The sequence below is a fragment of the Bradyrhizobium sp. UFLA03-84 genome (assembly GCF_002289535.1).
Classification (GTDB): Bacteria; Pseudomonadota; Alphaproteobacteria; order Rhizobiales; family Xanthobacteraceae; genus Bradyrhizobium; species Bradyrhizobium viridifuturi.
On sequence record NZ_NSJY01000005.1, the window covers coordinates 609502 to 632644 of the forward strand.

The following is a 23143-nucleotide window of genomic DNA, read 5'->3' on the forward strand; positions in this document are numbered from 1 at the left end:
ACGCGTTGTCTTCACGCGAACCGGAAGCCGCTTCGCCTGAAAACGCCCTGTCTGCTACGCATCAAGCGACGGCGGACACATCGACCTGGCAGGCGCCGTCGACGCCCGGGGTGGCAAAGGGGCGCACCTCGCAGGTGCCGTCCCAACCGGGCATGTGCTCCTTGTGCAGCTGCATGAACTCCACCGCGGCCGCCACCGCCTCTTCCTTGTTGCGCAGCTCGAAGATCGCGTAGCCGCCGATCATCTCCTTGGTCTCGATGAACGGCCCGTCGATCACATTGAGCTTGCCGTCGGTGATGCGGACCTGGGCACCCATCGCGACCGGCAGCAGCCCGCCGGTGTCGATCATGCGGCCGGCCTTGATTTCCCGCTCGGCGAGCTTGCCCATCGCCTCCATCAGGGCCGGCGTCGGCGGCCGCGGGGGCTGGGACGAGGTGACGATGTACATGAACCGCATCGGAAAACTCCTGTTTTGGGCGAGAAGCGACGATGACCGCCGCAAAACCGGCTCGCTATAGGGGACGACGATCCGGGCCGGACCGGATCGACATGGGGACGGGAATTATTTTCGGGGCGGACCGCGGAACAGGGCAAACTGCAGCCGGATCGGTGGCGCCCTCTCCGGCTGCGACCGCCGCGGATGCGCGGGGCCAAAAATATCGAAAACAACCCCATGCAAAGGAGGCTGCCAGCTACTGACGTTCGCCCCGGCAACTTGACACGTTGGGCAAATCAGGGATAAATTTCCAATATTCCGAAATCGTGCAAGCCCGTTCGCCCGCAAGTGCCGCATGCGGGGGAAATGACATTCGTCAGCCCCCTCACTGCTCCCGCAGCATGATCAGCGGGTCGGCGCTGTCGGGGACGCGGCGCCACTGGGCGTTGTCGTCAGCCTCGAACTGCCAGCTCTCGCCCTTGGGCGACATCAGGATCATCTGGCCGTGGTCGAGCCGCCACAGCGTCGGATTGAAGGCCGCGACCGCGGGATCGCATTTGCCCTTCATGAACACCTGGAAATTGTCGTTGCCGGCGTCGGTGTTGGTCAGCACCAGCGCGCAGATCGCCTGGCCGTTGCCGCGGACCATCGACCAGTCGCCGATCATCTGGTCCATCGACTTGGCGAGCGAGCGGGCGGCAGCGAGATTCTGCAGGATGTAGACGCCCTCGTTGGTGCGCATGCCCTCGAAGATGCCGGTCTCGACCTCGGTGAAATCGATCACCGCCTCGCCCGCCGCGTTGTGCAGCCGCACGATGTCGCCGAGGCCCTTGATGCTCCAGCCGGTGATATCCTTGGTGAAGGGCAGCGCGGCGGCGCAGGCCGGCTCGAGCTCGAGCTTGAAGCCTTGCGGCGTCGCGTCGCTCTTCAGCGTGACGACGCAGGTCTTGCTGCGCTCGGTGGTGGCGAGCTCCCACTGCCCGATCATGTCCTTCTTCAACGTCGTGACGTCCTGCGCGGCGGCCTGACCGCACACGGCCAGCAGCAGACACAGCACGACGCTGAAGCGGGACAATGCCATCAGCGATCCTTCACCGGCGTTTCGGCGACCGGCGTCAGCGGCGGCTTGCCGGCGAACCAGTTCTTGATGTTGTCGACCACGAGCTGGTCCATCGCGTTGCGCGTCACCACCGAGGCCGAGCCGATATGCGGCAGCAGCACGACGTTCTGCATCGCCTTCAATTCGTCCGGCACGTTCGGCTCGGCCGCGAACACGTCGAGGCCGGCGGCGAGGATGGTGCCGGATTTCAGCGCCGCGACCAGCGCCGGCTCGTCGACCACGGAGCCGCGCGCGACATTGATCAGCACGCCACGCGGGCCGAGCGCCTTCAAGACGTCGGCATTGATCATCTTCGCGGTCGAGGCGCCGCCCGGCACGATGACGATCAGGGTGTCGACCGCCTTCGCCATCTCGATCAGATCGGGATAGTGCTTGTAGGAAACGTCCTTGGACGGATTGCGCGAGTGATAGGACACCGGCACCCGCGAAGCCTCGAGCCGCCGCCCGATCGCCTGGCCGATGCGGCCCATGCCGACGATGCCGATCTTGCGGTCGCGCAGCGAGCCGACGCTGAGCGGATAATTCTGGGTCTGCCACAGCCCGGAGCGCACGTAGCGGTCGGCCTTGACGAATTCGCGCAAGGTCGCGATCAAGAGCCCCATCGCGACGTCGGCGACCTCCTCGGTCAGCACGTCGGGCGTGTTGGTGACCACGATATTGTGATCGCGCGCATAGGCGGAATCGACGTGGTCGTAGCCGACGCCGAAGCTGCCGACGATCTCCAGCTTGGGAAACAGCGCCATCGCGGTCTTGTCGGTCGCCATCGTGTGATAGGTGACGGCGATGCCGCGGATCTTGGCCATCGTGTCCGGCGTCAGGCGCTCGAGGTCGCCGCGGCTCTCGGCCTTGTGCAGCACGTATTGATCGGAAAAGCCGTTTTCGAGGATTGGCCTGACAGGTCCATAGATCAAGAGATCGATCTTTTCGGAAGAAATCGGGGCCATCAACTGTCCTTTCCTAACGCGCTTTCATGCCAACGCCGCAACAAGAGGTGCGAAACTAGCGCCAGCACCCCATAGATGACAATCCCGGCCAGCGATAGCAGCAGAAGTGCTGCAAACATGCGGGGAATATTCAGCCGGTAGCCTGATTCAGCGATCCGGAATGCGAGCCCCGAGCCGGCACCGGCACTGCCCGCTGCGATCTCCGCGACCACGGCGCCGATCAGCGACAGCCCGCCGGCGATGCGCAGGCCGCCGAGGATATAGGGCAGCGCGGCCGGCAGCTTCAGGAACAGCAACGTCTGCAGCCTGGATGCGCCATAAAGTTGAAACAATCCGGCGAGGTTGCGATCGACCGAGTTGAGCCCGAGCGTGGTGTTCGACAGCACCGGAAAGAACGCCACGATCCAGGCGCAGACGATCACCGCGGTCTGCTGCTGCAGATAGATCAGCAGCAGCGGCGCGATCGCGATCACGGGCGTGACCTGAAGCACCACCGCATAGGGAAACAGCGAATATTCCAGCCATTTCGACTGGTTGAACAACAGCGCCAGCACCACGCCGCCGATCGCGGCGGCGACGAAACCTTCGAGCGTGGTCAGGAGCGTGACGCCGAGCGATTGCGACAGGATCGACCAGTCCGCAACCAGCGTCCTCAGCACCAATAGCGGGCTCGGCAGCACGTAGGGCTGGATGCCATAGGCACGGACGATCGCTTCCCAGAGCACGAGCCCCGCGGCAAACACCGCGACGGGAAGCAGAAAGCGGATGAGGTCGCGCGGAGACTTCATGCGCCCGCCTGCCCCGCATAGGATGGTGCCAGCGCATGGGAAACCTCGCGACAGAACGCGGCATATTCGGCCGAGGTGCGGAACTCCTCGCCGCGCGGCTCGGACGAGGTAATGCGAAACTCGGCGCCGATCCGGCCCGGACGCGCCGTCATCACGATCACGCGCTCGGAGAGATAGACCGATTCGAACACCGAGTGCGTGACGAAGATGACGGTCTTGTGCAAATCGCGCCACAGCGACAGCAGATCGTTGTTGAGACGAAAGCGCGTGATCTCGTCGAGCGCCGCGAACGGCTCGTCCATCAAGAGGATGTCGGGATCGGTCACCAGCGCGCGCGCCAGCGACACCCGCATCTTCATGCCGCCGGACAATTCGCGCGGATAGGCGCCGGCGAACTCCGCCAGCCCGACCTGATCGAGCGCAGCATCGATGCGCATTTCGGCGTCGGTCGCCGGCGCACGGGCGAGCTTCAACGGCAGGCGGACATTGTCGCGCACGGTGGCCCACGGCATCAGGGTCGGCTCCTGGAACACAAAGCCGATCCTGTGGCTGCCGCGCCGCTCGCTGCCGTGATGCGCGAGCTCGACCGTGCCGGCGCTCGGCGCGGCGAGGCCAGCGATAATCCGCAGCGCGGTGGATTTGCCGCAACCGGACGGCCCGAGCAGCGAGATGAACTCGCCTTGCCGAACGTCGAGATCGAGCGGCCCGAGCGCCATCACACCGCTGTCATAGGTCTTGGTGACGGCGCGCAGGCGCACCGCTGACCCGGCGCCAGATCCAGACAACGCAGGCTCGGCCATCGCGACTTCCGGCCGTCAGTTCTTCGGCCGGAGCTCGACGCCGACCGCCTTGTTGACGAAGCGCAGCGTATAGCCCTGGCGATAGTCGATGGTGCTCTTGACCACGCCGGCGCGCACCATCTTGTCGAAGAAGCTCGCCATCCGCTCGTCGGTCATGGCGCCGATGCCGTTCTTGATGGAGTCGCCGGAATCGACGATGCCGTACTCGCGCATCTTGGCGACGCAATAGGCCAGCAGCTCGTCGTTCATGTCGGGATTGAGCTTCTTGATCATCGCATTGCCGGCCGAATTGTCGCCGTAGACGTAATTGTACCAGCCGACAATCGAGGCATCGACGAAGCGCTGCACCAGGTCCGGCTTCTTGTCGACCAGATCGCGGCGGGTCTCGATCAACGTCGAATAGGAGTTGAAGCCATAATCGGCGAGCAGCAGCACGTTCGGCTTGAAGCCGGCGGCCTTCTCGACCGCAAAGGGCTCTGACGTGACATAGCCCTGCATGGCCGTCTGCTTGTTCACGATGAAGGGCTGCGGGTTGAAGGTGTAGGGCTTCACCTTGTTCTCGTCGAAGCCGTATTCGGATTTCAGCCACTGGAAGTAGCTGGTGATGCCTTCCTTCGAGATCAGCAGCGTGAGCGGCTTCAGGTCCTCGATCTTGCCGACCTTGACCTCCGGGTGGGTCAGGAAGACCTGCGGGTCCTTCTGGAACATGGTCGCGACAGCGACCAACGGCACGTTGTTGGTGACCGCGTCGAAGGTCTGCAGCGAGTTCGCGCTCATGAAGAAGTCGAGCTTGCCCGCGATCAGGAGCATGCGATTGTTCTCGTTGGGGCCGCCGGGCACGATGGTGACGTCGAGGCCGTATTTCTTGTAGGTGCCGTCGGCGAGGGCCTGGAAGAACCCGCCATGCTCGCCCTCGGCGACCCAATTGGTGCCGAACGAGACCTTGTCCAGAGTCTTGTCCTGCGCCCGCGCCGGGCAAAGACAGGCGGAAACGCTGAGGGCGACGGCCAGCAGGCTCGTGGTTAACGCTCGAGGCAAAAAGGCCCGGATCATGGTTGGACTCCGTCTGATATTATGGCCCATGATGGAAGGCGGGAAGACGTGGACCGCGCCCGGAGACGCGGACGCCCCACTGATGTTAAACAAACTAGCCTGCAAATCCATCCAATGAAACGCTTGTATTGAAACGACCGGCTTGATGACCTCGACGCTTCCGCCCCGTGACTGGACCGCCATCCATTGGCCCGATATCGCCAAGGGCGCGGCCGCGCGCTGGATCGCGGTGCTGCCGCTCGCCGCAACCGAGCAGCACGGGCCGCATCTGCCGCTTGGAACCGACGTCATGATCGGCGAGGCGTATCTGGCGCGGGTAAAGGCGCTGCTGCCGGCGGCTATCCCGGCGACCTTCCTGCCCGTGCAGCCGGTCGGCATCTCCACCGAGCACATCGATTTTCCGGGCACGCTGACCTTGCCGACCGAGGTGGCGCTGAAGAGCTGGATGGCGCTCGGCGAGAGCGTGGCACGCGCCGGGATCAGGAAGCTCGTGATCGTGACCAGCCATGGCGGCAACTCCGCCGCCATGCAACTGGTGGCGCAGGATCTGCGCGCGCAGCACAAGATGCTTGTGGTCACCACGAGCTGGTCGCGCTTCGGCGCGCCCGACGGGTTGTTCGATGCCGACGAACTGCGCCACGGCATCCACGGCGGCGCGGTCGAGACCTCGATCATGCTGGCGAAATATCCGCAACATGTGCGCAAGGATGCGATCGCGGACTTCAAGCCCGCGAGCGTGCAGATCGAGAAGGATCATCGCATTCTGTCGACCCAGCGGCCGGCGCCGTTTGCCTGGCAGGCGCAGGACCTCAATCCAAGCGGCGCGATCGGCGACGCCACCAAGGCTTCGGCCGACAAGGGCGAGAAGCTGATCGAGCACGGTGCGCGCGCATTCTGCGAGCTGCTTGCCGACGTCGACAGGTTCGATCCGGGCGTATTCACGGGCAACTGACCGGGAATTCCTTCGTCCTGGTCGAGGCGACGAAACAATCGACGAAACCATATTTCCCGGCCGGCCTTCGAACCGGAACCGGACAGCCTCCGTCCAACGGGCATGCGGACCACACCGGCGCCGCACTCAAACAGGATGGAGTATTTCCATGTCGATCAAGACCAAGTTCGCCGCCCTCGCCCTCACCGCGCTCGCCGTGACCGGCACCATCGCATCCACCACGTCGCAGGCCGAAGCCAAGCCCTATGGCTGGGGCTGGGGCGTTGGCGCGGGCCTCGTCGGCGCCGCCGTTGTCGGCAGCGCGATCGCGGCCAGCGACGGCTACTACTACAACGGCTATCGCCGCTGCGGCTGGGTGCGCCAGTTCGACGCCTACGGCAACTACATCGGCCGCGTGCGCACCTGCTACTGATCGACGGTTTTTTCTAAAGGCTGCGGATCCTGCGTTCGGCACGGGTCCTCATCCACCCCGTGTCGCAACCGACCCGTCCGGCGATCCCCCCGGGCGGGTCAACCTTTGTCGGCTCGCGACATCCCGACGCGGCTCACAGATACTTCGCGATCAGCCGGAAATCGCGCAGCACGTTACGGCCCTTGGGGCCGGATGCCTTCAGCGTGTCCTCCAGGCTGTGACCGATGTGATCGTGGATCAGCGCCTTCTTGGCGCTCTCGATCGCACTCTCCACCGCCTGCAATTGCTGGGCGATCTGGGCGCATGGCTTACCCTGCTCGATCATCTCGACGATGGTCTCGAGATGGCCGTTGGCGCGCTTCAGGCGTCGGGCAATCGCGGCATGCGGGTGGTCGTCGGACATATGGTTCTCCCTATCCTCCCGGGAGGATACCTATGATCCTCCCCGGGGGATAGCGAATTCGGCTTGACACGCCTTTGTGTTAGGCGTAGTGCCCGATTGTCGGAACATTCGTTCCGCGCCGGGTCTTACCCCGGACACCAACCCGACCACGAGCCAGCAGAAGGCACATGGGCAGTAGCAACTCAGGCGACAGTAGACCCACGACGGGACTATTGACGCCGCAACACAGCAAGACTGATCGCGCAGATATCGCCTGCGTGGGTGGGTGGTCGCGCCTTAGCTGACCGCCGCTCCTCACCGGCCTGCCGCGCGACAGCGGAAGTGGAGGTGAGCGATGTTCGAAAAGCTCGCAAGATTCCGGCCGTTCGAGCCACCGCGCATGGCGCCGTGGACGATTCCGGCCACCCATTCCAATGACAACCTCCCGGGTTTTCGCCATCCGGAGAGCCGAGGCCGGCGTCCAACCCCGGCACCGGTATGTCATTGGGTCTTGATCGACGGCCACCTGGAATGCCGGTGGACCGTCGAAACCAGCACCGAACCCACCAACGGTGAGCGATGCGCGGACCGGCCTTCCGGCCCGCGCATAACAATCGCGCGCGCCACCAAATCCAAGATGGCAGCGAGCGCCTAGAGGACGGACATGGACGAAGGACCTAGACGTCCCGTTGCCCGCCGTTCCGGCGCCGCAACGGGACTCCCTCCGGGGAACGACATCACGTTTGGAATTGCCGCTGCTCACGGCAGCGGAGGTTGCGCGCGCACCTAGCTGCTCCGCGTTCCTCGTGCCGTGCCCAACGGGCAGCGAGGAGACGATCGGAGCAAGCATGGCAGAGACCGCAAGACATATCGCAACAGAACCGTCGCGCCGGCAGCGGCGCATCGTTCCGAGTCCGTTCGACCCGGTGATGCAAAGCCTTGCCGGCATCATCGGCGAAAGTGCGGGCCTCGTCGGCCACCTCGCAGCACTCGGCATCGCGCTCGCTTTCGATACCGGCACCACCGCAACGAAGCACCGGCCCACGGCAACGCCACGGCCGACACCCGATGCGGCCAACATCATCCGTTTCCCGGCCCGCCAAAACACCAAGCCACACAACTGAGAAGGAATGAGTCATGACCGTCGTCAATGACTTGAAGATGCACGCCTCCGATCGTGAGGCCACCGCCAACCCGGCCGGCACCGCCGTACTGGACAATGCCCATCTCGGCGATATCCGCGGCGCGTTCGGCAGCATCGCGCGGGACGATACCGCGCCGCGCGCGACCCTGTTTGCCCGCCTGAAGACCCTGCTCGCCATCGTCGGTCCCGGCCTGATCGTCATGGTCGGCGACAACGATGCCGGCGCCTTCGGCACCTATACCCAGGCCGGCCAAAACTACGGCACCACGCTGTTGTGGACGCTGCTGCTGCTGATCCCGGTGCTCTATGTCAACCAGGAGATGGTGGTACGGCTCGGCGCGGTCACCGGCGTCGGCCATGCCCGGCTGATCTTCGAGCGCTTCGGCAAGTTCTGGGGCGCCTTCAGCGTGATCGACCTCCTGGTGCTGAACGCGCTGACCATCGTCACCGAATTCATCGGCATCACCTTCGCGCTCAGCTTTCTCGGCGTCTCGCAGTTCTGGGGCGTATTGGCTTCGGCGGCCATCGTGATGCTGGCGGTTTCCACCGGCGACTTCCGGCGGTTCGAATGCTTCGGCATCGTGCTGGTCGCCGGCAGCCTGCTGCTGGTACCCGTGATCCTGATGGTGCACCCGCCGATCGGGCAGATCGCCTCCGACTTCTTCGTCCCGAAGATGCCCGAGGGCGCCAAGCTCAGCGAGGTGATGCTGCTGATCGTTGCCATCGTCGGCACCACCGTGGCGCCGTGGCAATTGTTCTTCCAGCAGAGCTACATCGTCGACAAGCGGATCACGCCCCGCTTCATCCGCTATGAGCGGATGGATCTGTGCATCGGCATCGTGCTGGTCGTGGTCGGCGCCGTCGCGATGATCTCGTTCTGCGCGGCGGTGTTTTCCGGGACACCGGAATTCGGCAACTACACCGACGCCCTGGGGACCGCGGTCGGGCTTGAAAAATATGCCGGCCGGCTGCCGGCGGTGCTGTTTGCGCTGGCACTGCTGGATGCCTGCATCATCGGCGCCGCCGCGGTCTCCCTTTCAACGGCCTATGCGATCGGCGACGTGTTCGCGGTCAAGCATTCGCTGCACCGCAAGCCGTGGGATGCGAAAGGCTTCTACAGCGTCTATTGCGGGCTGATCGTGCTCGCCGCGGTGCTGGTGCTGACGCCGGGCACGCCGCTCGGGCTGCTCACCAACGCGGTGCAGACGCTCGCCGGCGTGCTGTTGCCGAGCGCGACCGTGTTCCTGCTGCTGCTCTGCAACGACCGCCACATCCTCGGGCCCTGGATCAATTCGACGAGGCTGAACCTGTTCACCGGCGCTGTCGTGGCTGGGCTGGTGATGCTGTCAGTGATCCTGACCGCCGCGGTGCTATTCCCCGACCTCAGCGAGGCCTGGATCATCGGCATCCTCGTCGGCGGCAGCGTGCTCGCGCTCGCTGTCACGGCATTGGTCAAGCTGTACGAGATGTCGTCGCGCCGCCACGCGTCGTTCCGCTTCAAGCGCCGGCCGCCGCTGTTCGACCGCGATAGCTGGCGGATGCCGCCGCTCGACCGGCTGCCGCCGGCGCGGCTCAGCCCGCTGAGCCGGATCTGGATGATCGTGCTGCGCGGCTATCTGGTCGTCGCCGCCGGATTGGTGCTGCTGCGGATCGTTCAGCTCGCGACGGTCGGGGCGTGACGACGCTTGGCCGCGGCCAACGATGGGGCGCGCTCGCGTTGTTCAGGCTGGCGAGCGCCATCCTGCGCGGCGCAACCGCGCTCCATCAGCGACGCATGATGACAGGCGCCGGCTTGAGGACGGCGCTGTCGATGGCGCGATGCATGGAAAGGGCCGGCGCGAGGGTCGTGCTCGGCAGGGCATCGCAGCCGGCATTCATCAAGACAAGGGAAGAGGACAATGGTGGCGTCGATTGAACGGCCGCGGCTCGGCCGATTTGCCACAGGCGGCTGCTCGATCGCAGCCGGCGAGGGCTCGGGTCGCGTGCTGTTACGTGACTGTCATAGTGGCATGCAAATCGAACAGGTATCCGGCGGACCTCAGTTGCTATTGCGAATGATTTGCAATAAGTGCCAGGGGATGCTAGGTGCTGGTCCGGCTTTGGATGGGACAACACGGATCGGACCGGGGACGGCGGGCAATGACTTCAAATCTCGGGTGGCAAGCGGCCGCCAAATCTGCAGTGATGCCTGGCAAAATCGCCAACCGTTCGCGGAAAGCCGCGTCATGACCTGCGTCCGCCTCTTCAGGGTCCAGATCGCCGCCGGCGCAGCGCTCGGTGCGGCCGCCTTCGGCACGCCGGCCGCCGCGGCCGATCTGCCGCTCAAGTCTCCCGCCGCCAAGGCGGTCTATAGCTGGACGGGCTTCTACGTCGGCGCCCATGTCGGATATGGCGACGGCACGCTCGGTCCCGGCACCAATCCGATCCTGGAGCAAGGTGTGGTCTTTCCGCCGACGATCACCGGCGGGATCGGCGGCTTCCAGGCCGGCTACAACAAGGAATTCGCCAATCGCTTCGTGCTCGGCATCGAGGCGGACGCGACCTTCACCGGCCCGACCGATACGGTGCGCCGCCCGCCGGGCCCCTTCAACGCATCGATCGATTATGTCGGCACGGTGCGCGGCCGCGCCGGCTACAGCTTGGGCACCTGGATGCCCTATGTGACCGGCGGCTTCGCCTGGGGCCACACCGAAGTCCGGGTCAACGATGCCGCGGACAGCGTGATTTCGCAGCCCGGCCAGTATCAGACCGGCTGGACGGTCGGCGCCGGTGCCGAATTCGCCCTGAGCGGCAATTGGACCGCCAAGCTCGAATACGAGTACATCGACCTGTCGCGCCGCACGCTCGGCCTCAACGATTTCGGCATGCCCGGCGTCAGCATCGACCCGCGCATCCACCTGCTGAAATTCGGCCTGAACTACCAGCTCGGCGACTCGCCATGGTCGGCGACGCCGACGCGCACCGCGCTGCCGGAATCCAGCGACTGGAGCGTGCATGCGCAGACGACGCTGCTTGGTCAGGGCTATCCGTCATTCCGCGCGCCCTATGGCGGCACCAACAGCCTTCCCGGCGTCGGACAAGCGCAGCAGACCTGGACCACGACCGCGTTCCTCGGCGTCAAGCTGTGGGAGGGCGGCGAGCTCTACTTCAATCCGGAGACCGCGCAGGGCTTTGGCCTCAATGGCACGCTCGGCCTTGCCGGCTTCTCGAACGGCGAAGCGCAGAAGGCCGGCGCGGAGTATCCGAAGATCCGGCCGCAGCGCTACTTCATCAAGCAGACCTTCGGCTTCGGCGGCGAGCAGGAAGACGTTCCCGACGGTCCCAACCAGATCGCCGGCAAGCGCGACATCGATCGCCTCACCATCGTAGTCGGCCGCTTCGCGGTGGGGGACTTCTTCGACGGCAATTCCTACGCCAAGGACCCGCGCGCCGACTTCATGAACTGGGCGATGTGGGCGTCGGCCGCCTACGATTTCCCGGCCGACCTGCCCGGCTACACCCGCGGCGCCGTGGTCGAGCTCAATCGCAAGGATTGGGCGGTGCGCGCCGGCGTATTCCAGGTGCCCAATGCACCGAACAGCGACGTGTTGGTCTCCAACCCCAACAACGGCGGCGCGGTGGTCGAGTTCGAGGGCCGCTATTCGATCTTCGATCAGCCGGGAAAGCTGCGCGTCGGCTTGTTCGGCAATCGCGGCAACACCGGCAATTATCGCCAGGCACTGGCGATCGAGGACGCCAACCCGGCGCTCGACATCAACGACGTGATGGCCGGCATCCGCAAGGACAACACCAAATACGGCTTCTACCTCAACGGCGAGCAGCAGATCGCAACCGATGTCGGCCTGTTCGGCCGGCTGAGCTGGAACGACGGTCGCAACGAGATCCTGTCGTTCACCGACGTCGATCGCAGCGTCTCCGGCGGCCTGTCGATCAAGGGCAGCTCCTGGGGCCGGGCCAATGATACGATCGGCATCGGCGGCGCGGTCAACGGACTGTCATCGGCGCATCGCGACTTCCTTGCCGCCGGCGGCCTCGGTCTTCTGATCGGCGACGGCGCGCTGAACTACAGCCCGGAGCGGATCTTCGAGACCTACTACGCCTACCAGGTGAACAAGAACCTGACGCTGACGGCGGACTATCAGTTCATCACCAACCCCGCCTACAACGCCGACCGCGGCCCGGTGCACATCTTCTCCGGACGCATCCACGGCGAGTTCTAGCCTCGCCATCTCGCACCGTCGTCCCTGCGAAAGCCGGGACCCATAACCACCGTTGTTCGTGGCTATGGCAGGCCGGGGCCGCAGCGAGACAAACACAACGCCCTGTGGTTATGGGTCCCTGCTCCCGTGCGCAATTGCGCACTAGGCAGGGACGACAGCGAATTTGTCGCGCTGCTCTTCGCAATGATGTCCTGGAATTGGTTCGAGCGGCAAACGCCCTCTCCCCACTTAGATATATGTAGACCCCCCGGGCTTGCCGCAAGCCCGGGGTCATCCCGTAGAACGCGCGCCCAATCGAACAAGGGAGTGCGGGATGCGGGAACATGATGTGGTGATTGCCGGTGGAGGTCCGACCGGGCTGATGCTGGCGGGCGAGCTGGCGCTGGGCGGCGTCGATGTCGCGGTCGTCGAGCGGCGCGCGGGAGCGGACCTGATCGGCTCGCGGGCAGGCGGCCTGCATGCGCGCACCATGGAGGTGCTCGATCAGCGCGGCATCGGCGATCGATTCGTCGCGGAGGGGACGCGGCATCCTGCGGTGCTATTCCACTCGCATCTGGTTCCGCTCGATATCACCGACTTTCCGACCCGGCGCAATTTCACGCTCGGGCTGTTCCAGAGCCATATCGAGCGCATTCTCTGCGAATGGGTCGACGAGCTCGCCGTGCCGGTCTATCGCGCGCGCGACGTGACCGGCTTTGCGCAGGACGACGCCAGCGTCGATGTCGAACTGTCGGACGGCCGAATCCGCGCGCAATATCTCGTTGGCTGCGATGGCGGCCGGAGCATCGTCCGCAAGGCGGCCGGCATCGAATTCGCCGGATGGGATCCGACCAGGAGCTGGCTGATCGCCGAGGCCGAAATGTCCAGCGAACCGCAATGGGGCTTTCGCCAGGACGACACCGGCACCTATGCGATCGGCAAGGTGGACGATACTAAGCGCGTGCGCGTGGTGCTGACCGAGCGGCAGCTCGGCACCGAGAGAGAGCCGACCTTGCGCGACGTCAGCGAGACGCTGGCCGCCGCGTACGGCACCGATTTCGGCATCCACGATCCGGTCTGGATCTCGCGCTTCACCGACATGACCCGGCAGGCGGTGAGCTATCGCAAGCAGCGCGTGCTGCTGGCCGGCGACGCCGCCCATGTGCACCCGCCGATGGGCGGACAAGGCCTCAATATCGGCGTGCAGGACGCGGTGAATCTGGGCTGGAAGCTCGCCCAGGTGGTCAAGCTGACATCGCCGGACAGCCTGCTCGACAGCTATCAGGCCGAGCGGCATCCGGTCGCGGCCCGCGTGCTGCGCAACACCATGGCGCACGTCGCGCTCAACCGCACCGATGCGCGCAGCAAGGCGCTGAGCGAGGTCGTCTCCGAATTGCTGCGCATGGACGAGCCGCGCCGCCGCTTTGTCGCGATGATGTCGGGCCTCGACCTGCACTACGATCTCGGCGATGGCCATCCATTGCTCGGACGCCGCATGCCCGATCTCGACCTCGTCACCGCCGACGGGCCGCTGCAGGTGTTCGCGCTGCTGTACCAGGCGCGGCCGGTGCTGCTGAATTTCGGCGAGCCCGGCAGCATCGACATTGCGGGATGGACCGACCGGGTCGAGCTGCTCGACGCCGAGTATTCCGGCACCTGGGAGCTTCCCGCGCTCGGCCCGGTTCCGGCACCCGCCGCGGTGCTGATCAGGCCCGACGGCTACGTGGCGTGGGTCGGAGACCGGACCCGCACCGGCCTCACGGCAGCGCTGACCAAATGGTTCGGCGCGCCGAGCGCTTGATGAGATGGTGCCGTAGCGGCATCGGCATTGCGTCCCCTCCCCCGCGAGCGGGGGAGGTGAATCGAAACCGTAGCCCTACCCCGCCGGCTGGAACGAGTCCGCGCGTGCCATCGCCCAGGCGTCGCGGAAGCGGGGATCCTGGGTGCCTTCGAGCAGTTCGCCCGGCCGCAGCGCCGGATAGAGCTGTGCGAAGGTGCGGACGTCGGTGGTCGAGCTGCGCTGCGAGAAGTGGATCGGGCGCAGCTCCTTGGTGTGCTCGAGGCCGGCGGCGGCGAGCAGCTCGGTCAGCGCGTGCAAGGTCGAGTGGTGGTAGTTGTACACGCGCTCGATCTTGTCCGGCACATAGAGCGCGCGGTTGCGGATCGGGTCCTGCGAGGTGACGCCGGTCGGGCAGCGATCGGTGTGGCAGCTCAGCGACTGGATGCAGCCGAGCGCGAACATGAAGCCGCGCGCCGAATTGCACCAGTCGGCCCCGATCGCCATCGCGCGCGCCATGTCGAAGGCGGTGGCGATCTTGCCGGACGCGCCGATCTTGATGCGGTCGCGCGCGCCGATGCCGATCAGCGCGTTGTGGACGAAATTGACGCCCTCGCGCATCGGCATGCCCAAATGGTCCATGAATTCGAGCGGCGCGGCGCCGGTGCCGCCCTCATTGCCGTCGACCACGATGAAGTCGGGATACAGCCCGCTCTCCTTCATCGCCTTGCAGATCGCGAGGAATTCCCAGGGATGGCCGATGCACATCTTGAAGCCGGCCGGCTTGCCGCCGGACAGCTTGCGCATGTTGGCGACGAATTCCATCATCTGGATCGGCGTCGAGAACGCCTTGTGATAGGCGGGCGAGATGCAGTCCTCGCCCATCGGCACGCCGCGGATCTTGGAGATCTCCTCGGAGACCTTGGCGGCCGGCAGGACGCCGCCATGGCCGGGCTTGGCGCCCTGGCTGATCTTGAGCTCGACCATCTTGATCTGGTCGTCGCCCGCGACGCTGGCAAACATCTCCGGATTGAAGGTGCCGTCACGGTTGCGACAGCCGAAATAGCCGGAGCCGACCTCCCAGATGATGTCGCCGCCCATCTCGCGGTGATAGGGGCTGACGCCGCCCTCGCCGGTGTCGTGGGCGAACCCGCCCTTCCTGGCGCCGGCATTCAGCGCCCGCACCGCGTTCGGGCTCAGCGCGCCAAAGCTCATCGCCGAGATGTTGAAGACCGACGCCGAATACGGCTTGGTGCAGTCGGGCCCGCCGATCGTGATGCGGAATTTCTCGTCGGCGCGCGGCTTCGGCGCCACCGAATGATGCATCCACTCATAGCCTTCGCGATAGACGTCCTCCTGGGTGCCGAACGGGCGCTTGTCGAGCACCATCTTGGCGCGCTGATAGACCACCGCGCGGGTGTCGCGCGAGAACGGCATGCCGTCCTTCTCGCTCTCGAAGAAATACTGCCGCATCTCCGGGCGGATTTCCTCGAGCAGGAAGCGGACATGCGCCGAGATCGGGTAGTTGCGCAGCACCGCGTGGTTCTTCTGCGTGAAGTCGCGGATGCCGAGCAGGGTCAGCGCGCCGAAGATCACCAGCGGGATCAGGATGATCTTGAAGACCTTGTGGTCGAAAATCCCAACCAGCAGCAGGAGCACGGTGACGACTGCGCAGATCGTCAGCACGATGAAACGCGGCGAGAACGGAAGCAGCAGCGTGTCCATGGAATCCTCCGGTCTGCCTGGAATGCCCTGTCGGCGTTGAGCCTAATCCAACTCGCGGAACAAGTGCACTACGGTTATACGGCCGAGCAGTCACAGATGTGACAACCGCCCGGATGGGCGGGTGCGGTTGCCGCAATCAGCCGGATTGGCTTGCTTTTGCACTGCACCAAGAAGCGGTATCGAGCCCGCCCCTCAATGGCCATGCGGCTGCAATTCGTGCGGGATGTGGCCCGGCTTCAGGCCATCGCTGGCAAGCCATGCATTGGTGGTGTCGAGGGCGCGTGCGATGTGTTCTGAGGTCCGGGAGAAATCGTAGGGCGAGCCGACCAGCGGGCAGAGCGGCGGCACGACGAAATACTCGACATCGGGCCCGATATTCTCGAGCTCGTTGACGAGCTGCCGCGCGATCAGCAGCGTCAGCGCATGCAGCGCATTGGCGAGCGCGCCGGTCGGCGGCGCCTGGTTGGCGCAGGCATGTCCGGTCGGCAGCACGATCAGGCGCTTTGCGCCATGCTTCACGGCGACGCGGACCGGCGTGTTGCTGGAGATCGCGCCGTCGGCGAGGAAATGATCGCGGTAATGCACCGGCGTGAACGCGCCGGGGATCGCGGTCGACGCCACGATCGCCTCCGCAGCCGAGCCTTCCGACAGCACCACGCTGTCACCGCTGATGATGTCGGTGGTGACGATGTGGATCGGCATCCGCGCGTCCTCGAGATTGCGGAACGGGATGTAGTCGTCGATCAGCCTGCGGACGCCGTCATGCGGGATCAGGAAGTCGCGCCGCCACAGGAAGCTCATCAGCGTTCGCCAGGTCACCGGGAACACATCCTGCCGGTTCAGGCCGCGCCAGATCTCGGCCAGCCGCGCCACGCCCGAGACCGAGGGGTCGCCGGCATAGAACGCGCCATTCAATGCACCGACGCTGGAGCCGACCACCATGTCGGCGACCACGCCATGCGCCGCCAGTGCCTGCAGCATGCCGACCTGGATCGCGCCAAAGCTGCCGCCGCCGGCAAACACAAAGGCGGTCTTCGGTGCATCCGGATCGGTGATGGACAAGGTGCGGCTCCTCGGGTCGCCGCGTTCGGGCAGCGCTGCGCGGCGTTGCGACCGTTATAGCAAGTGACAAATGGTGCACGCCACCTGCACGGCCGTCGTCCTGGCGAAGGCCAGGACCCATAACCCCAAATGCAAAAGGCTGGAGCCCGGTGGGGCCCCAGCCTTCGCAAAGCAGAGGACGGTGGTAACGGGTCCTGGCTTTTGCCAGGACGACAGTCTTAAGCGGTCTCAGCGCTCGACGAACGCCTTCTCGATCACGAAGTGACCGGGGGTGTTGCCGCTGCCTTCCTTGAAGCCGCGGGTCTCGAACAGCTGCTTCAGCTCTTCCAGCATCGCCGGGCTGCCGCACATCATGATGCGGTCGGTCTCGATGTCGAGCGGGCCCTGATGCAGGTCGGTGAACAGCTGGTTCGACGTGATCAGGTCGGTGATGCGGCCGCGGTTGCGGAACGGCTCGCGCGTCACGGTCGGATAGTAGGACAGCTTCTCGGACAGCATCGGCCCGAACAGCTCGTCGTCGCGCAGCTTGGCGACCAGCTCCTCGCCATAGGCGAGCTCGGAGACCTGGCGGCAACCATGCACCAGCAGGATCTGGTCGTAGCGATCATAGACCTCGGGGTCCTTGATCAGGCTCGCGAACGGCGCAAGGCCGGTGCCGGTCGACAGCAGCATCAGCCGCTTGCCGGGAATTAGATTGTCGGTGATCAGCGTGCCGGTCGCCTTGCGGCCGACCAGGATGGTGTCGCCCTCGCGGATCTTCTGCAGCTTGGAGGTCAGCGGACCGTCCTGCACCTTGATCGAGAAGAACTCGAGCTCTTCCTCGTGATTGGCGCTCGCCATCGAATAGGCGCGCAGCAGCGGCCGGCCGTCGACCTCGAGGCCGATCATGGCAAACTGCCCATTCTGGAAGCGGAAACCGGAATCGCGGGTCGCCCGGAAGCTGAAAAGCGTATCGGTCCAGTGCTGAACGGAAAGAACTTTCTCTCGATAGAACGCGCTCATGTGTTTTCGTTTTCTCGACTGACCAGATTTAGAATGGTTTGATTTCTAGACTGCTCGCGACGGCGCAGAAGTGGCCGAAATCACTGAAGATCTCGCGTGTCCATTGCGCCAATGCATGAGATAGTCAAGATCAACTGGCGTGCAATTGCGATCTCAGAATGGCAGTCGTTCGATTTCGCGCAGAGGTTCAGCCACGACATCGTTAACACGTCCTGCTGGACGTAATTTACTTGCTGAGATCGATGCCGATCTGGCAATTAATTGCTACGAAAACCGCGGCGAAGGGAAAATGATCTCGTGGTCCTGATCAGCCAGCGAATCTTCCTGGAAACCATCAAAAAATATTGTCTGGCGCGCTCGATTGCGGTCGAGGTGCGGTCAGGCGGCTGGCTGGTCATCATGACCAAGGGCAATCAGCGGCGGCTCGCGATCGGCTACGATATCGGGCTGAACAGCGCGGTCGCACATCAGGTCGCCAACGACAAATCGGCCTGCGCGGAGGTGCTGGCATCGGCCGGCGTCCCCGCCGTCGCGCACACGCTGTTTCTCGGCAACAAGCTCAGCAAGCACATCCCGGGATCGGATTCGTTCGACGCGATGCGGCTGTTGCTCGACCGGCATCCGCATGGCCTCGTCGTCAAACCCAATGAGGGCACATCCGGCGAGTTGGTCTTCCATGTCACGACGCCCACGCAACTCGAGACCGCGGTCACGCGCATCCTTGCCGCGCATCCGAGCCTTGCGATCTCGCCCTATGTTGCCCTCGATGACGAGGTGCGCGTGGTGCTGCTCGATGCACTCGCGCTGATCGTCTACGGCAAGACGCGCCCAATGGTGGTCGGTGACGGCATCCATTCACTCCGCGCGCTGGCGCAGGCGACCGCGACGACGGAGCAGCTCAAGACCCTCACCGAGGATTTCGACGCCGCCGCGCTCGACGCCATTCCGCCGGCCGGCGAGCGGCGGCTGCTCAACTGGCGACACAACCTCGATGCCGGCGCCGAGCCTGTGCTGCTCACCGATGCTGCGACCCGCGACGCCTGCATCGCGCTCGCGACCAAGGCCGCGCAAGCCGTCGGCATCCGCTTTGCCTCCATCGATGTCGTGCGCGCCGATGGCGCGTGGAAGGTCCTCGAGGTGAATTCGGGCGTGAAGATGGAGGCGCTGGGCCGCCGCGATCCGGCGCTGGTCGAGGCCGCATATTCGGCAGCGCTGGACGCGGTGTTCGCCTGAACCGCGTGCCGTGTGCTGCCTTCAGCGCCCGGTCAGTCCTGCGGGCGCTGCTTTTCATAGGCGGCGACGATCAATTCCGATTGCTCGATCTGTGCGGTGAGACGATCGATCTCGGCCTGCGTTTCTGGAAACACCTCAGCACCCGCCGTGTTTCCTGATTGCAACTCCGCGATCAGCTCGCGATTCTTCGTGATCTGCTCGCGGTGCCAATCGATTTCCGGATCCTCTTGCATGAGCCGACATCCCGATCCGCGAAAACTACGACGCCAGCTCCCGCAGCAGGACGGGTGGGTAAACCGGCTTCTCGAAGAACTTGACGCCGTCAGGCAGCGCGCCGGCCAGCGGCAGGCCCGAGATCACCAGCACGCGCACTGCCGGGTCGCAATCGAGGGCCAGACGGGCAAGCTCGATCCCATCCATTTTTCCGGTAAGCTTGATGTCGGTGACGACCAGCGACGGGCGACGCCTCTTGATGGCCAGCGCTGCTGTTTCTGCGTCTTCGCATTGGATGACGTCGAAACGACCTTGTTCCAACAACAGCGCGATCATGTCGCGCTGGATTGTATCGTCTTCGACCACGACTGCGATTTGGCGAATTGGCCTTGTGTAACCCATGGCGTCCTCCAAACTGGCATCCTCCAGCGATCAACCACAATCAATGATTGAGAACGCCTAAAGTTCTGGTTCCAAGATCAACAGCTGCCGAATTCCGACAGGGCTTTGCAGGTTCCAACCGGAACAACTTTCGAGGTGTCGGAGTCATTGATGGGCGGCGAGCCGGATGGCTCGGGACTGAGGAAAGGAAGTCGCGCCAGGAGGCAAAGCTCATGAAGAACGGTGTACATTCGGATCAGGATTTTTGTGAGCCCTACGGGGCTGACGTGGCGGCCGGCGCGCCAGGCCGTCCATCCTCTCGACGACTGATCAAAGATCAGTTCGTTGATGCCAACGTGCAAGATACGATTGATCCCCCCGGCGTTGGCCTGCCGCGCGACATCATTTCCGAAATGGAAGCAGCGCTCCAGCAGCAGGTCGATCGGCTTGTCGCGAAGCGACATTAGCCGGCGAAGCGACGCGCTTGCAGACTTCAACAGCGCAATCTCGCCTGCCGATGATACTCCAGAAGATCGCGGCGCGTGGAAACTCGAAGCAAGATCCCCGCCGGATCGATGGAGTCTTGATGGGAGCGATCCTTGGACGCGCGATCTTCCAGGTCATGGTCGTTCTGGCGGCGGTCGGCATCGTTGCCCTCGCTTGCACTGCGGTCCGCGGCGGCTACGCGCATGCGGCGACGCAGCTTGCGGCAAAATTCACTCCGCCATTTTGATCCATTCAGCGGCTTGCTCCTGCCGCTCAAGGGAGTACGCTGATGCGCATTAATCGACCCGGATCCAGATTATGCGCAAACTCCTTTTGAGCTTCCTGGCAGCCGCGGCGTTCGCCGCCGCCTTCAATCCTCCGGCCGCCCACGCCGTGTTCTGGCGCGGGGTCACGGCCCCGACGAACATCGACATCCACGGATATCCGATCATCAAGGAACCGCCGCCGAGCCCGTGCCAGTTGATCCATGTGAACGGATACTGGGTGCGGCAGTGCCTGGATCTGCGGTATCGCTATTGGCGATGAACGAAGCAGCGCCGTGCTTTCGACCTCTCCCCACTTGGGGAGAGGTCGCGGTTCGCTTGTTAGTTCGCGCCACCTGGAGAATCGTCGAGTGCCTTGAAGGCGTCCTCGAGCTGCGGCGACAGCGCGACGTTGAGCTTCTCGCCGGTCGGCAGGCGGGCGACGAACCATTTGTTGTAGAGCGGGATGATGTCGCGGTTCGAGGCGAGCTTGCGGAACGCGCGCTCGACCACGTCCTTCATCTGCGGTTCGCCCTTGCGGTACATGATGCCGTAAGGATCGTAGGACAGATAATCGCCGGTGACGCGGAATTTGTCCTGCGACTTGTGCCGCGCGATCAGGCCGTAGAGCAGGATGTCGTCGGTCGCGAAGGCATCCGCCTTGCCGTCCACCAGCATCTGGTAGGACTGCTCGTGGTCGCCTGCGGTGACGATGTTGAGGCCGAGCTGTTGCTTGGCGTCGACATTGTGCATCGCCTGCTCGTTGGTGGTGCCCTTGGTGACCACCACCGTCTTGCCCTTGAGGTCGACGACCTGGTTGACTCCCGAGGCCTTCGGCACCATCAGCTTGGTGCCGGCCACGAACATTAGCGGCGAGAACGCGACCTGCTTGCCGCGCTCTGCGTTCGCCGTGGTCGACCCGCATTCGAGGTCGATCTTCTTGTCGACCACCGCCGGGATGCGGTCGTCGGAGGTGACCTTGACGTAGTCGATCTTGAGGTTGGCGTCGTCGACCTCGGCCCCGATCTCGTCGACGATCGCATCGCACAGCTCGAGGCTGTAGCCGATCGGCCGGTTGGAGTGGTCGAGGAACGAGAACGGCGGCGAACTCTCGCGATAGCCGATCCGCACGGAATGCGTGGCCTTGATGTTGGCGAGCGTGGGGCTGAGCCCCTCGCCCGCCGACTGTGCGGACGCCGGACCAGCGAGCAGGGCTGCCGCCAGCAGACATGCCGACAGCAACCGGCCCTCAGCCCGTACCGGCCTCCAGCGGGCGCGATGCATGCATCCCTCCCGTCAATGGCCGGCCATCACCGCGCCGGGCACGGCATCGCCCGGCACCGCGTCATCGGGCACGGCGTCGTCGGGCCCGAGCTCGTGCTCGGCCTTCAGCTCGCCCTCCCACTTCGCGACCACCGACGTCGCCAGCGAGTTGCCGATCACGTTGGTGGCGCTACGGCCCATGTCGAGGAAGGTGTCGATGCCCATGATCATCAAAAGGCCGGCCTCGGGGATGCCGAACTGCGACAGCGTCGAGGCGATCACCACCAGCGAGGCGCGCGGCACGCCGGCAACGCCTTTGGAGGTGATCATCAAGGTCGCCAGCATCGCGAGCTGCGTGCCGAGCGACATTTCGATGTGGTAGGTCTGCGCGATGAAGATGCTCGCGAAGGTGCAATACATCATCGTGCCGTCGAGGTTGAAGGAATAGCCGAGCGGCAACACGAAGGCCGAGATCCGCGAGGAGGCGCCGAACTTGTTCAGCCCCTCCAGCGTCTTCGGATAGGCCGCCTCCGAGGAGGCGGTCGAGAACGCGATCATCAGCGGTTCGCGGATCAGCCGCAGCAGATGGCTGTAACGCGGCCCGATCACAATGAAGCCGACTGTGACCAGGATGCCCCACAGGATCAGCAGCGACAGATAGAAGCCGCCCATGAACACGATCAGCTTCCAGAGCACACCGAGGCCGTTCTTCGAAACGGTCGCCATGATCGCGGCCCACACCGCGATCGGCGCGAACAGCATCACGTAGCCGGTGACCTTGAGCATGATGTGCGCGAGGTCGTCGATCAGGCTCATGATCGGCTTCGACCGCTCGGGCATGGCGCCGAGCGCGACCGCGAAGAACACCGCGAACACCACGATCTGCAGGATCTCGTTCTGCGCCATCGCGTCCGCGATCGAGGTCGGGATCAGATGGGTCAGGAATTTCTCGATCGAGAAGGCCGACACCGGCAGGCCGGTGGACTGGGTCTTGTCGGGCAGCGTGCCGGGGAAATTGGCGCCGGGCTGCAGCAGGTTGACCATCACGAGGCCGAGCAGCAGCGAGACGAAGGAGGCGGAGATGAACCAGCCCATGGTCTTGGCGAAGATGCGCCCGAGCTTGGCGCCGCTGCCCATATGGGCGATGCCACCGACCAGGGTTGCAAACACGAGGGGCGCGATGATCATCTTGATCAGGCGCAGGAACAGCATCGCGATCAGGTTGACGTCGGCTGCGATCTCGGCACGGCTGTCAGGAAAGTAGTTGAAGACAATGGTCCCCATTGCGATGCCAAGGACCATCGCAATCAGGATGTACTGCGTAAACCTGTTCGACATTCTCTTACCCCCGTAAGTTCCCGGCGAAGGGCAAGTGTGGCAGATTTACGCAGCTACGCAACACGCTTCGCGTCCAGCGGGACTTTGCCGATCTGTTCCCGTTGTGGAATGCCAGCGCGGGGACTAGCGTTCATGCAGCGCACAATCTGTGCACTAAGCTGCGCGCGTCG

General features: G+C 64.4%; 25 protein-coding genes. 10 read left to right on the top strand and 15 right to left on the bottom strand.

The annotated features are described in order from the left end of the window. Positions 1-61: 61 nt before the first annotated feature. The 6 genes from CK489_RS05655 to CK489_RS05680 form a co-directional block, all read right to left on the bottom strand. Positions 62-457, bottom strand: coding sequence for a YciI family protein (locus CK489_RS05655; RefSeq protein ID WP_095731577.1), 396 nt, complete (start codon positions 455-457; stop codon positions 62-64). A gap of 364 nt (positions 458-821) precedes the next feature. Beyond that, the gene (locus CK489_RS05660; RefSeq protein WP_095731578.1) at positions 822-1517 is read right to left on the bottom strand and encodes an AprI/Inh family metalloprotease inhibitor; all 696 of its coding nucleotides are present in this window, start codon (positions 1515-1517) and stop codon (positions 822-824) included. Next, entirely contained in the window at positions 1517-2500 is a 984-nt protein-coding gene (locus CK489_RS05665; protein ID WP_095731579.1) for a 2-hydroxyacid dehydrogenase, read from the bottom strand. Before CK489_RS05665 ends, CK489_RS05660 begins: the two co-directional genes overlap by 1 nt. Beyond that, positions 2500-3288: an ABC transporter permease gene (locus CK489_RS05670; protein ID WP_095731580.1), complete on the bottom strand. Its 789-nt coding sequence runs from the start codon at positions 3286-3288 to the stop codon at positions 2500-2502. The genes CK489_RS05665 and CK489_RS05670 overlap by 1 nt, the downstream gene beginning before the upstream one ends. Next, positions 3285-4088, bottom strand: coding sequence for an ABC transporter ATP-binding protein (locus CK489_RS05675; RefSeq protein WP_095731581.1), 804 nt, complete (start codon positions 4086-4088; stop codon positions 3285-3287). The genes CK489_RS05670 and CK489_RS05675 overlap by 4 nt, the downstream gene beginning before the upstream one ends. Before the next feature lie 15 nt (positions 4089-4103). Further along, a complete protein-coding gene (locus CK489_RS05680) occupies positions 4104-5141 on the bottom strand; it encodes an ABC transporter substrate-binding protein (RefSeq protein ID WP_050630978.1) in 1038 nt (345 codons plus the stop codon). 145 nt (positions 5142-5286) lie between these two features. On the opposite strand from CK489_RS05680, the gene CK489_RS05685 reads away from it, so the two are divergent. Together CK489_RS05685 and CK489_RS05690 are read left to right on the top strand one after the other, a co-directional pair. Continuing rightward, on the top strand, positions 5287-6093 hold the full coding sequence (locus tag CK489_RS05685; RefSeq protein WP_095731582.1) for a creatininase family protein: 807 nt from the start codon (positions 5287-5289) through the stop codon (positions 6091-6093). A 148-nt stretch (positions 6094-6241) separates the two neighbouring features. Further along, entirely contained in the window at positions 6242-6505 is a 264-nt protein-coding gene (locus CK489_RS05690) for a hypothetical protein (RefSeq protein WP_050630977.1), read from the top strand. Positions 6506-6638: 133 nt separating this feature from the next. Here CK489_RS05690 and CK489_RS05695 read toward each other — a convergent pair whose 3' ends face one another. Continuing rightward, positions 6639-6908: a metal-sensing transcriptional repressor gene (locus tag CK489_RS05695; protein ID WP_050630976.1), complete on the bottom strand. Its 270-nt coding sequence runs from the start codon at positions 6906-6908 to the stop codon at positions 6639-6641. Between the two features lie 334 nt (positions 6909-7242). Between CK489_RS05695 and CK489_RS40585 the strand changes: the two genes are divergently transcribed. The 5 genes from CK489_RS40585 (at position 7243) to CK489_RS05720 (ending at position 14031) form a co-directional block, all read left to right on the top strand. Further along, positions 7243-7542, top strand: coding sequence for a hypothetical protein (locus tag CK489_RS40585; RefSeq protein WP_128089654.1), 300 nt, complete (start codon positions 7243-7245; stop codon positions 7540-7542). 88 nt (positions 7543-7630) lie between these two features. Continuing rightward, positions 7631-8011, top strand: coding sequence for a hypothetical protein (locus CK489_RS05700; RefSeq protein ID WP_158226410.1), 381 nt, complete (start codon positions 7631-7633; stop codon positions 8009-8011). Positions 8012-8048: 37 nt separating this feature from the next. Then, a complete protein-coding gene (locus CK489_RS05705) occupies positions 8049-9710 on the top strand; it encodes an NRAMP family divalent metal transporter (protein ID WP_095731928.1) in 1662 nt (553 codons plus the stop codon). 546 nt (positions 9711-10256) lie between these two features. Continuing rightward, positions 10257-12251, top strand: a complete 1995-nt coding sequence (locus CK489_RS05715) for a carbohydrate porin (RefSeq protein ID WP_095731584.1) — start codon at positions 10257-10259, stop codon at positions 12249-12251. Positions 12252-12564: 313 nt separating this feature from the next. Then, entirely contained in the window at positions 12565-14031 is a 1467-nt protein-coding gene (locus tag CK489_RS05720; RefSeq protein WP_095731585.1) for an FAD-dependent monooxygenase, read from the top strand. 75 nt (positions 14032-14106) lie between these two features. On the opposite strand, the gene CK489_RS05725 is transcribed toward CK489_RS05720, so the two are convergent. The 3 genes from CK489_RS05725 to CK489_RS05735 all read right to left on the bottom strand — a co-directional run bounded on the left by CK489_RS05725 (position 14107) and on the right by CK489_RS05735 (position 17796). Beyond that, entirely contained in the window at positions 14107-15732 is a 1626-nt protein-coding gene (locus CK489_RS05725; RefSeq protein WP_050630971.1) for an FMN-binding glutamate synthase family protein, read from the bottom strand. 192 nt (positions 15733-15924) lie between these two features. After that, positions 15925-16794 carry a patatin-like phospholipase family protein gene (locus CK489_RS05730; RefSeq protein WP_094194269.1) on the bottom strand — a complete coding sequence of 290 codons (870 nt, stop codon included), beginning with the start codon at positions 16792-16794 and terminating at the stop codon, positions 15925-15927. 228 nt (positions 16795-17022) lie between these two features. Beyond that, a complete protein-coding gene (locus CK489_RS05735; RefSeq protein WP_050630970.1) occupies positions 17023-17796 on the bottom strand; it encodes a ferredoxin--NADP reductase in 774 nt (257 codons plus the stop codon). Positions 17797-18093: 297 nt separating this feature from the next. Here CK489_RS05735 and CK489_RS05740 point away from each other — a divergent pair, with 297 nt between their 5' ends. Then, positions 18094-19029: an ATP-grasp domain-containing protein gene (locus tag CK489_RS05740; RefSeq protein WP_095731586.1), complete on the top strand. Its 936-nt coding sequence runs from the start codon at positions 18094-18096 to the stop codon at positions 19027-19029. Positions 19030-19061: 32 nt separating this feature from the next. Here CK489_RS05740 and CK489_RS05745 read toward each other — a convergent pair whose 3' ends face one another. From CK489_RS05745 to CK489_RS05755, 3 genes are all read right to left on the bottom strand, one after another. Beyond that, positions 19062-19262, bottom strand: a complete 201-nt coding sequence (locus tag CK489_RS05745; protein ID WP_050630969.1) for a hypothetical protein — start codon at positions 19260-19262, stop codon at positions 19062-19064. Positions 19263-19287: 25 nt separating this feature from the next. Then, entirely contained in the window at positions 19288-19644 is a 357-nt protein-coding gene (locus tag CK489_RS05750) for a response regulator (protein WP_245350264.1), read from the bottom strand. Positions 19645-19721: 77 nt separating this feature from the next. After that, a complete protein-coding gene (locus CK489_RS05755) occupies positions 19722-20120 on the bottom strand; it encodes a hypothetical protein (RefSeq protein ID WP_143278101.1) in 399 nt (132 codons plus the stop codon). Positions 20121-20209: 89 nt separating this feature from the next. Between CK489_RS05755 and CK489_RS41230 the strand changes: the two genes are divergently transcribed. Together CK489_RS41230 and CK489_RS05765 are read left to right on the top strand one after the other, a co-directional pair. Next, positions 20210-20356, top strand: a complete 147-nt coding sequence (locus tag CK489_RS41230) for a hypothetical protein (protein ID WP_157860960.1) — start codon at positions 20210-20212, stop codon at positions 20354-20356. A 71-nt stretch (positions 20357-20427) separates the two neighbouring features. After that, a complete protein-coding gene (locus tag CK489_RS05765; protein WP_095731590.1) occupies positions 20428-20655 on the top strand; it encodes a hypothetical protein in 228 nt (75 codons plus the stop codon). A 59-nt stretch (positions 20656-20714) separates the two neighbouring features. On the opposite strand, the gene CK489_RS05770 is transcribed toward CK489_RS05765, so the two are convergent. After that, positions 20715-21656 carry an amino acid ABC transporter substrate-binding protein gene (locus CK489_RS05770; protein WP_095731591.1) on the bottom strand — a complete coding sequence of 314 codons (942 nt, stop codon included), beginning with the start codon at positions 21654-21656 and terminating at the stop codon, positions 20715-20717. Positions 21657-21668: 12 nt separating this feature from the next. Then, on the bottom strand, positions 21669-22973 hold the full coding sequence (locus CK489_RS05775; protein WP_050630966.1) for a dicarboxylate/amino acid:cation symporter: 1305 nt from the start codon (positions 22971-22973) through the stop codon (positions 21669-21671). Positions 22974-23143: the final 170 nt, after the last annotated feature.

Bases quoted from the DNA above. Each gene is read 5' to 3' on its own strand.
- CK489_RS05655 (WP_095731577.1), bottom strand. From the start codon at position 457: ATGCGGTTCATGTACATCGTCACCTCGTCCCAGCCCCCGCGGCCGCCG.
- CK489_RS05660 (WP_095731578.1), bottom strand. From the start codon at position 1,517: ATGGCATTGTCCCGCTTCAGCGTCGTGCTGTGTCTGCTGCTGGCCGTG.
- CK489_RS05665 (WP_095731579.1), bottom strand. From the start codon at position 2,500: ATGGCCCCGATTTCTTCCGAAAAGATCGATCTCTTGATCTATGGACCT.
- CK489_RS05670 (WP_095731580.1), bottom strand. From the start codon at position 3,288: ATGAAGTCTCCGCGCGACCTCATCCGCTTTCTGCTTCCCGTCGCGGTG.
- CK489_RS05675 (WP_095731581.1), bottom strand. From the start codon at position 4,088: ATGGCCGAGCCTGCGTTGTCTGGATCTGGCGCCGGGTCAGCGGTGCGC.
- CK489_RS05680 (WP_050630978.1), bottom strand. From the start codon at position 5,141: ATGATCCGGGCCTTTTTGCCTCGAGCGTTAACCACGAGCCTGCTGGCC.
- CK489_RS05685 (WP_095731582.1), top strand. From the start codon at position 5,287: ATGACCTCGACGCTTCCGCCCCGTGACTGGACCGCCATCCATTGGCCC.
- CK489_RS05690 (WP_050630977.1), top strand. From the start codon at position 6,242: ATGTCGATCAAGACCAAGTTCGCCGCCCTCGCCCTCACCGCGCTCGCC.
- CK489_RS05695 (WP_050630976.1), bottom strand. From the start codon at position 6,908: ATGTCCGACGACCACCCGCATGCCGCGATTGCCCGACGCCTGAAGCGC.
- CK489_RS40585 (WP_128089654.1), top strand. From the start codon at position 7,243: ATGTTCGAAAAGCTCGCAAGATTCCGGCCGTTCGAGCCACCGCGCATG.
- CK489_RS05705 (WP_095731928.1), top strand. From the start codon at position 8,049: ATGCACGCCTCCGATCGTGAGGCCACCGCCAACCCGGCCGGCACCGCC.
- CK489_RS05715 (WP_095731584.1), top strand. From the start codon at position 10,257: ATGACCTGCGTCCGCCTCTTCAGGGTCCAGATCGCCGCCGGCGCAGCG.
- CK489_RS05720 (WP_095731585.1), top strand. From the start codon at position 12,565: ATGCGGGAACATGATGTGGTGATTGCCGGTGGAGGTCCGACCGGGCTG.
- CK489_RS05725 (WP_050630971.1), bottom strand. From the start codon at position 15,732: ATGGACACGCTGCTGCTTCCGTTCTCGCCGCGTTTCATCGTGCTGACG.
- CK489_RS05735 (WP_050630970.1), bottom strand. From the start codon at position 17,796: ATGAGCGCGTTCTATCGAGAGAAAGTTCTTTCCGTTCAGCACTGGACC.
- CK489_RS05745 (WP_050630969.1), bottom strand. From the start codon at position 19,262: ATGCAAGAGGATCCGGAAATCGATTGGCACCGCGAGCAGATCACGAAG.
- CK489_RS05750 (WP_245350264.1), bottom strand. From the start codon at position 19,644: ATGGGTTACACAAGGCCAATTCGCCAAATCGCAGTCGTGGTCGAAGAC.
- CK489_RS41230 (WP_157860960.1), top strand. From the start codon at position 20,210: ATGGGAGCGATCCTTGGACGCGCGATCTTCCAGGTCATGGTCGTTCTG.
- CK489_RS05765 (WP_095731590.1), top strand. From the start codon at position 20,428: ATGCGCAAACTCCTTTTGAGCTTCCTGGCAGCCGCGGCGTTCGCCGCC.
- CK489_RS05770 (WP_095731591.1), bottom strand. From the start codon at position 21,656: ATGCATCGCGCCCGCTGGAGGCCGGTACGGGCTGAGGGCCGGTTGCTG.
- CK489_RS05775 (WP_050630966.1), bottom strand. From the start codon at position 22,973: ATGTCGAACAGGTTTACGCAGTACATCCTGATTGCGATGGTCCTTGGC.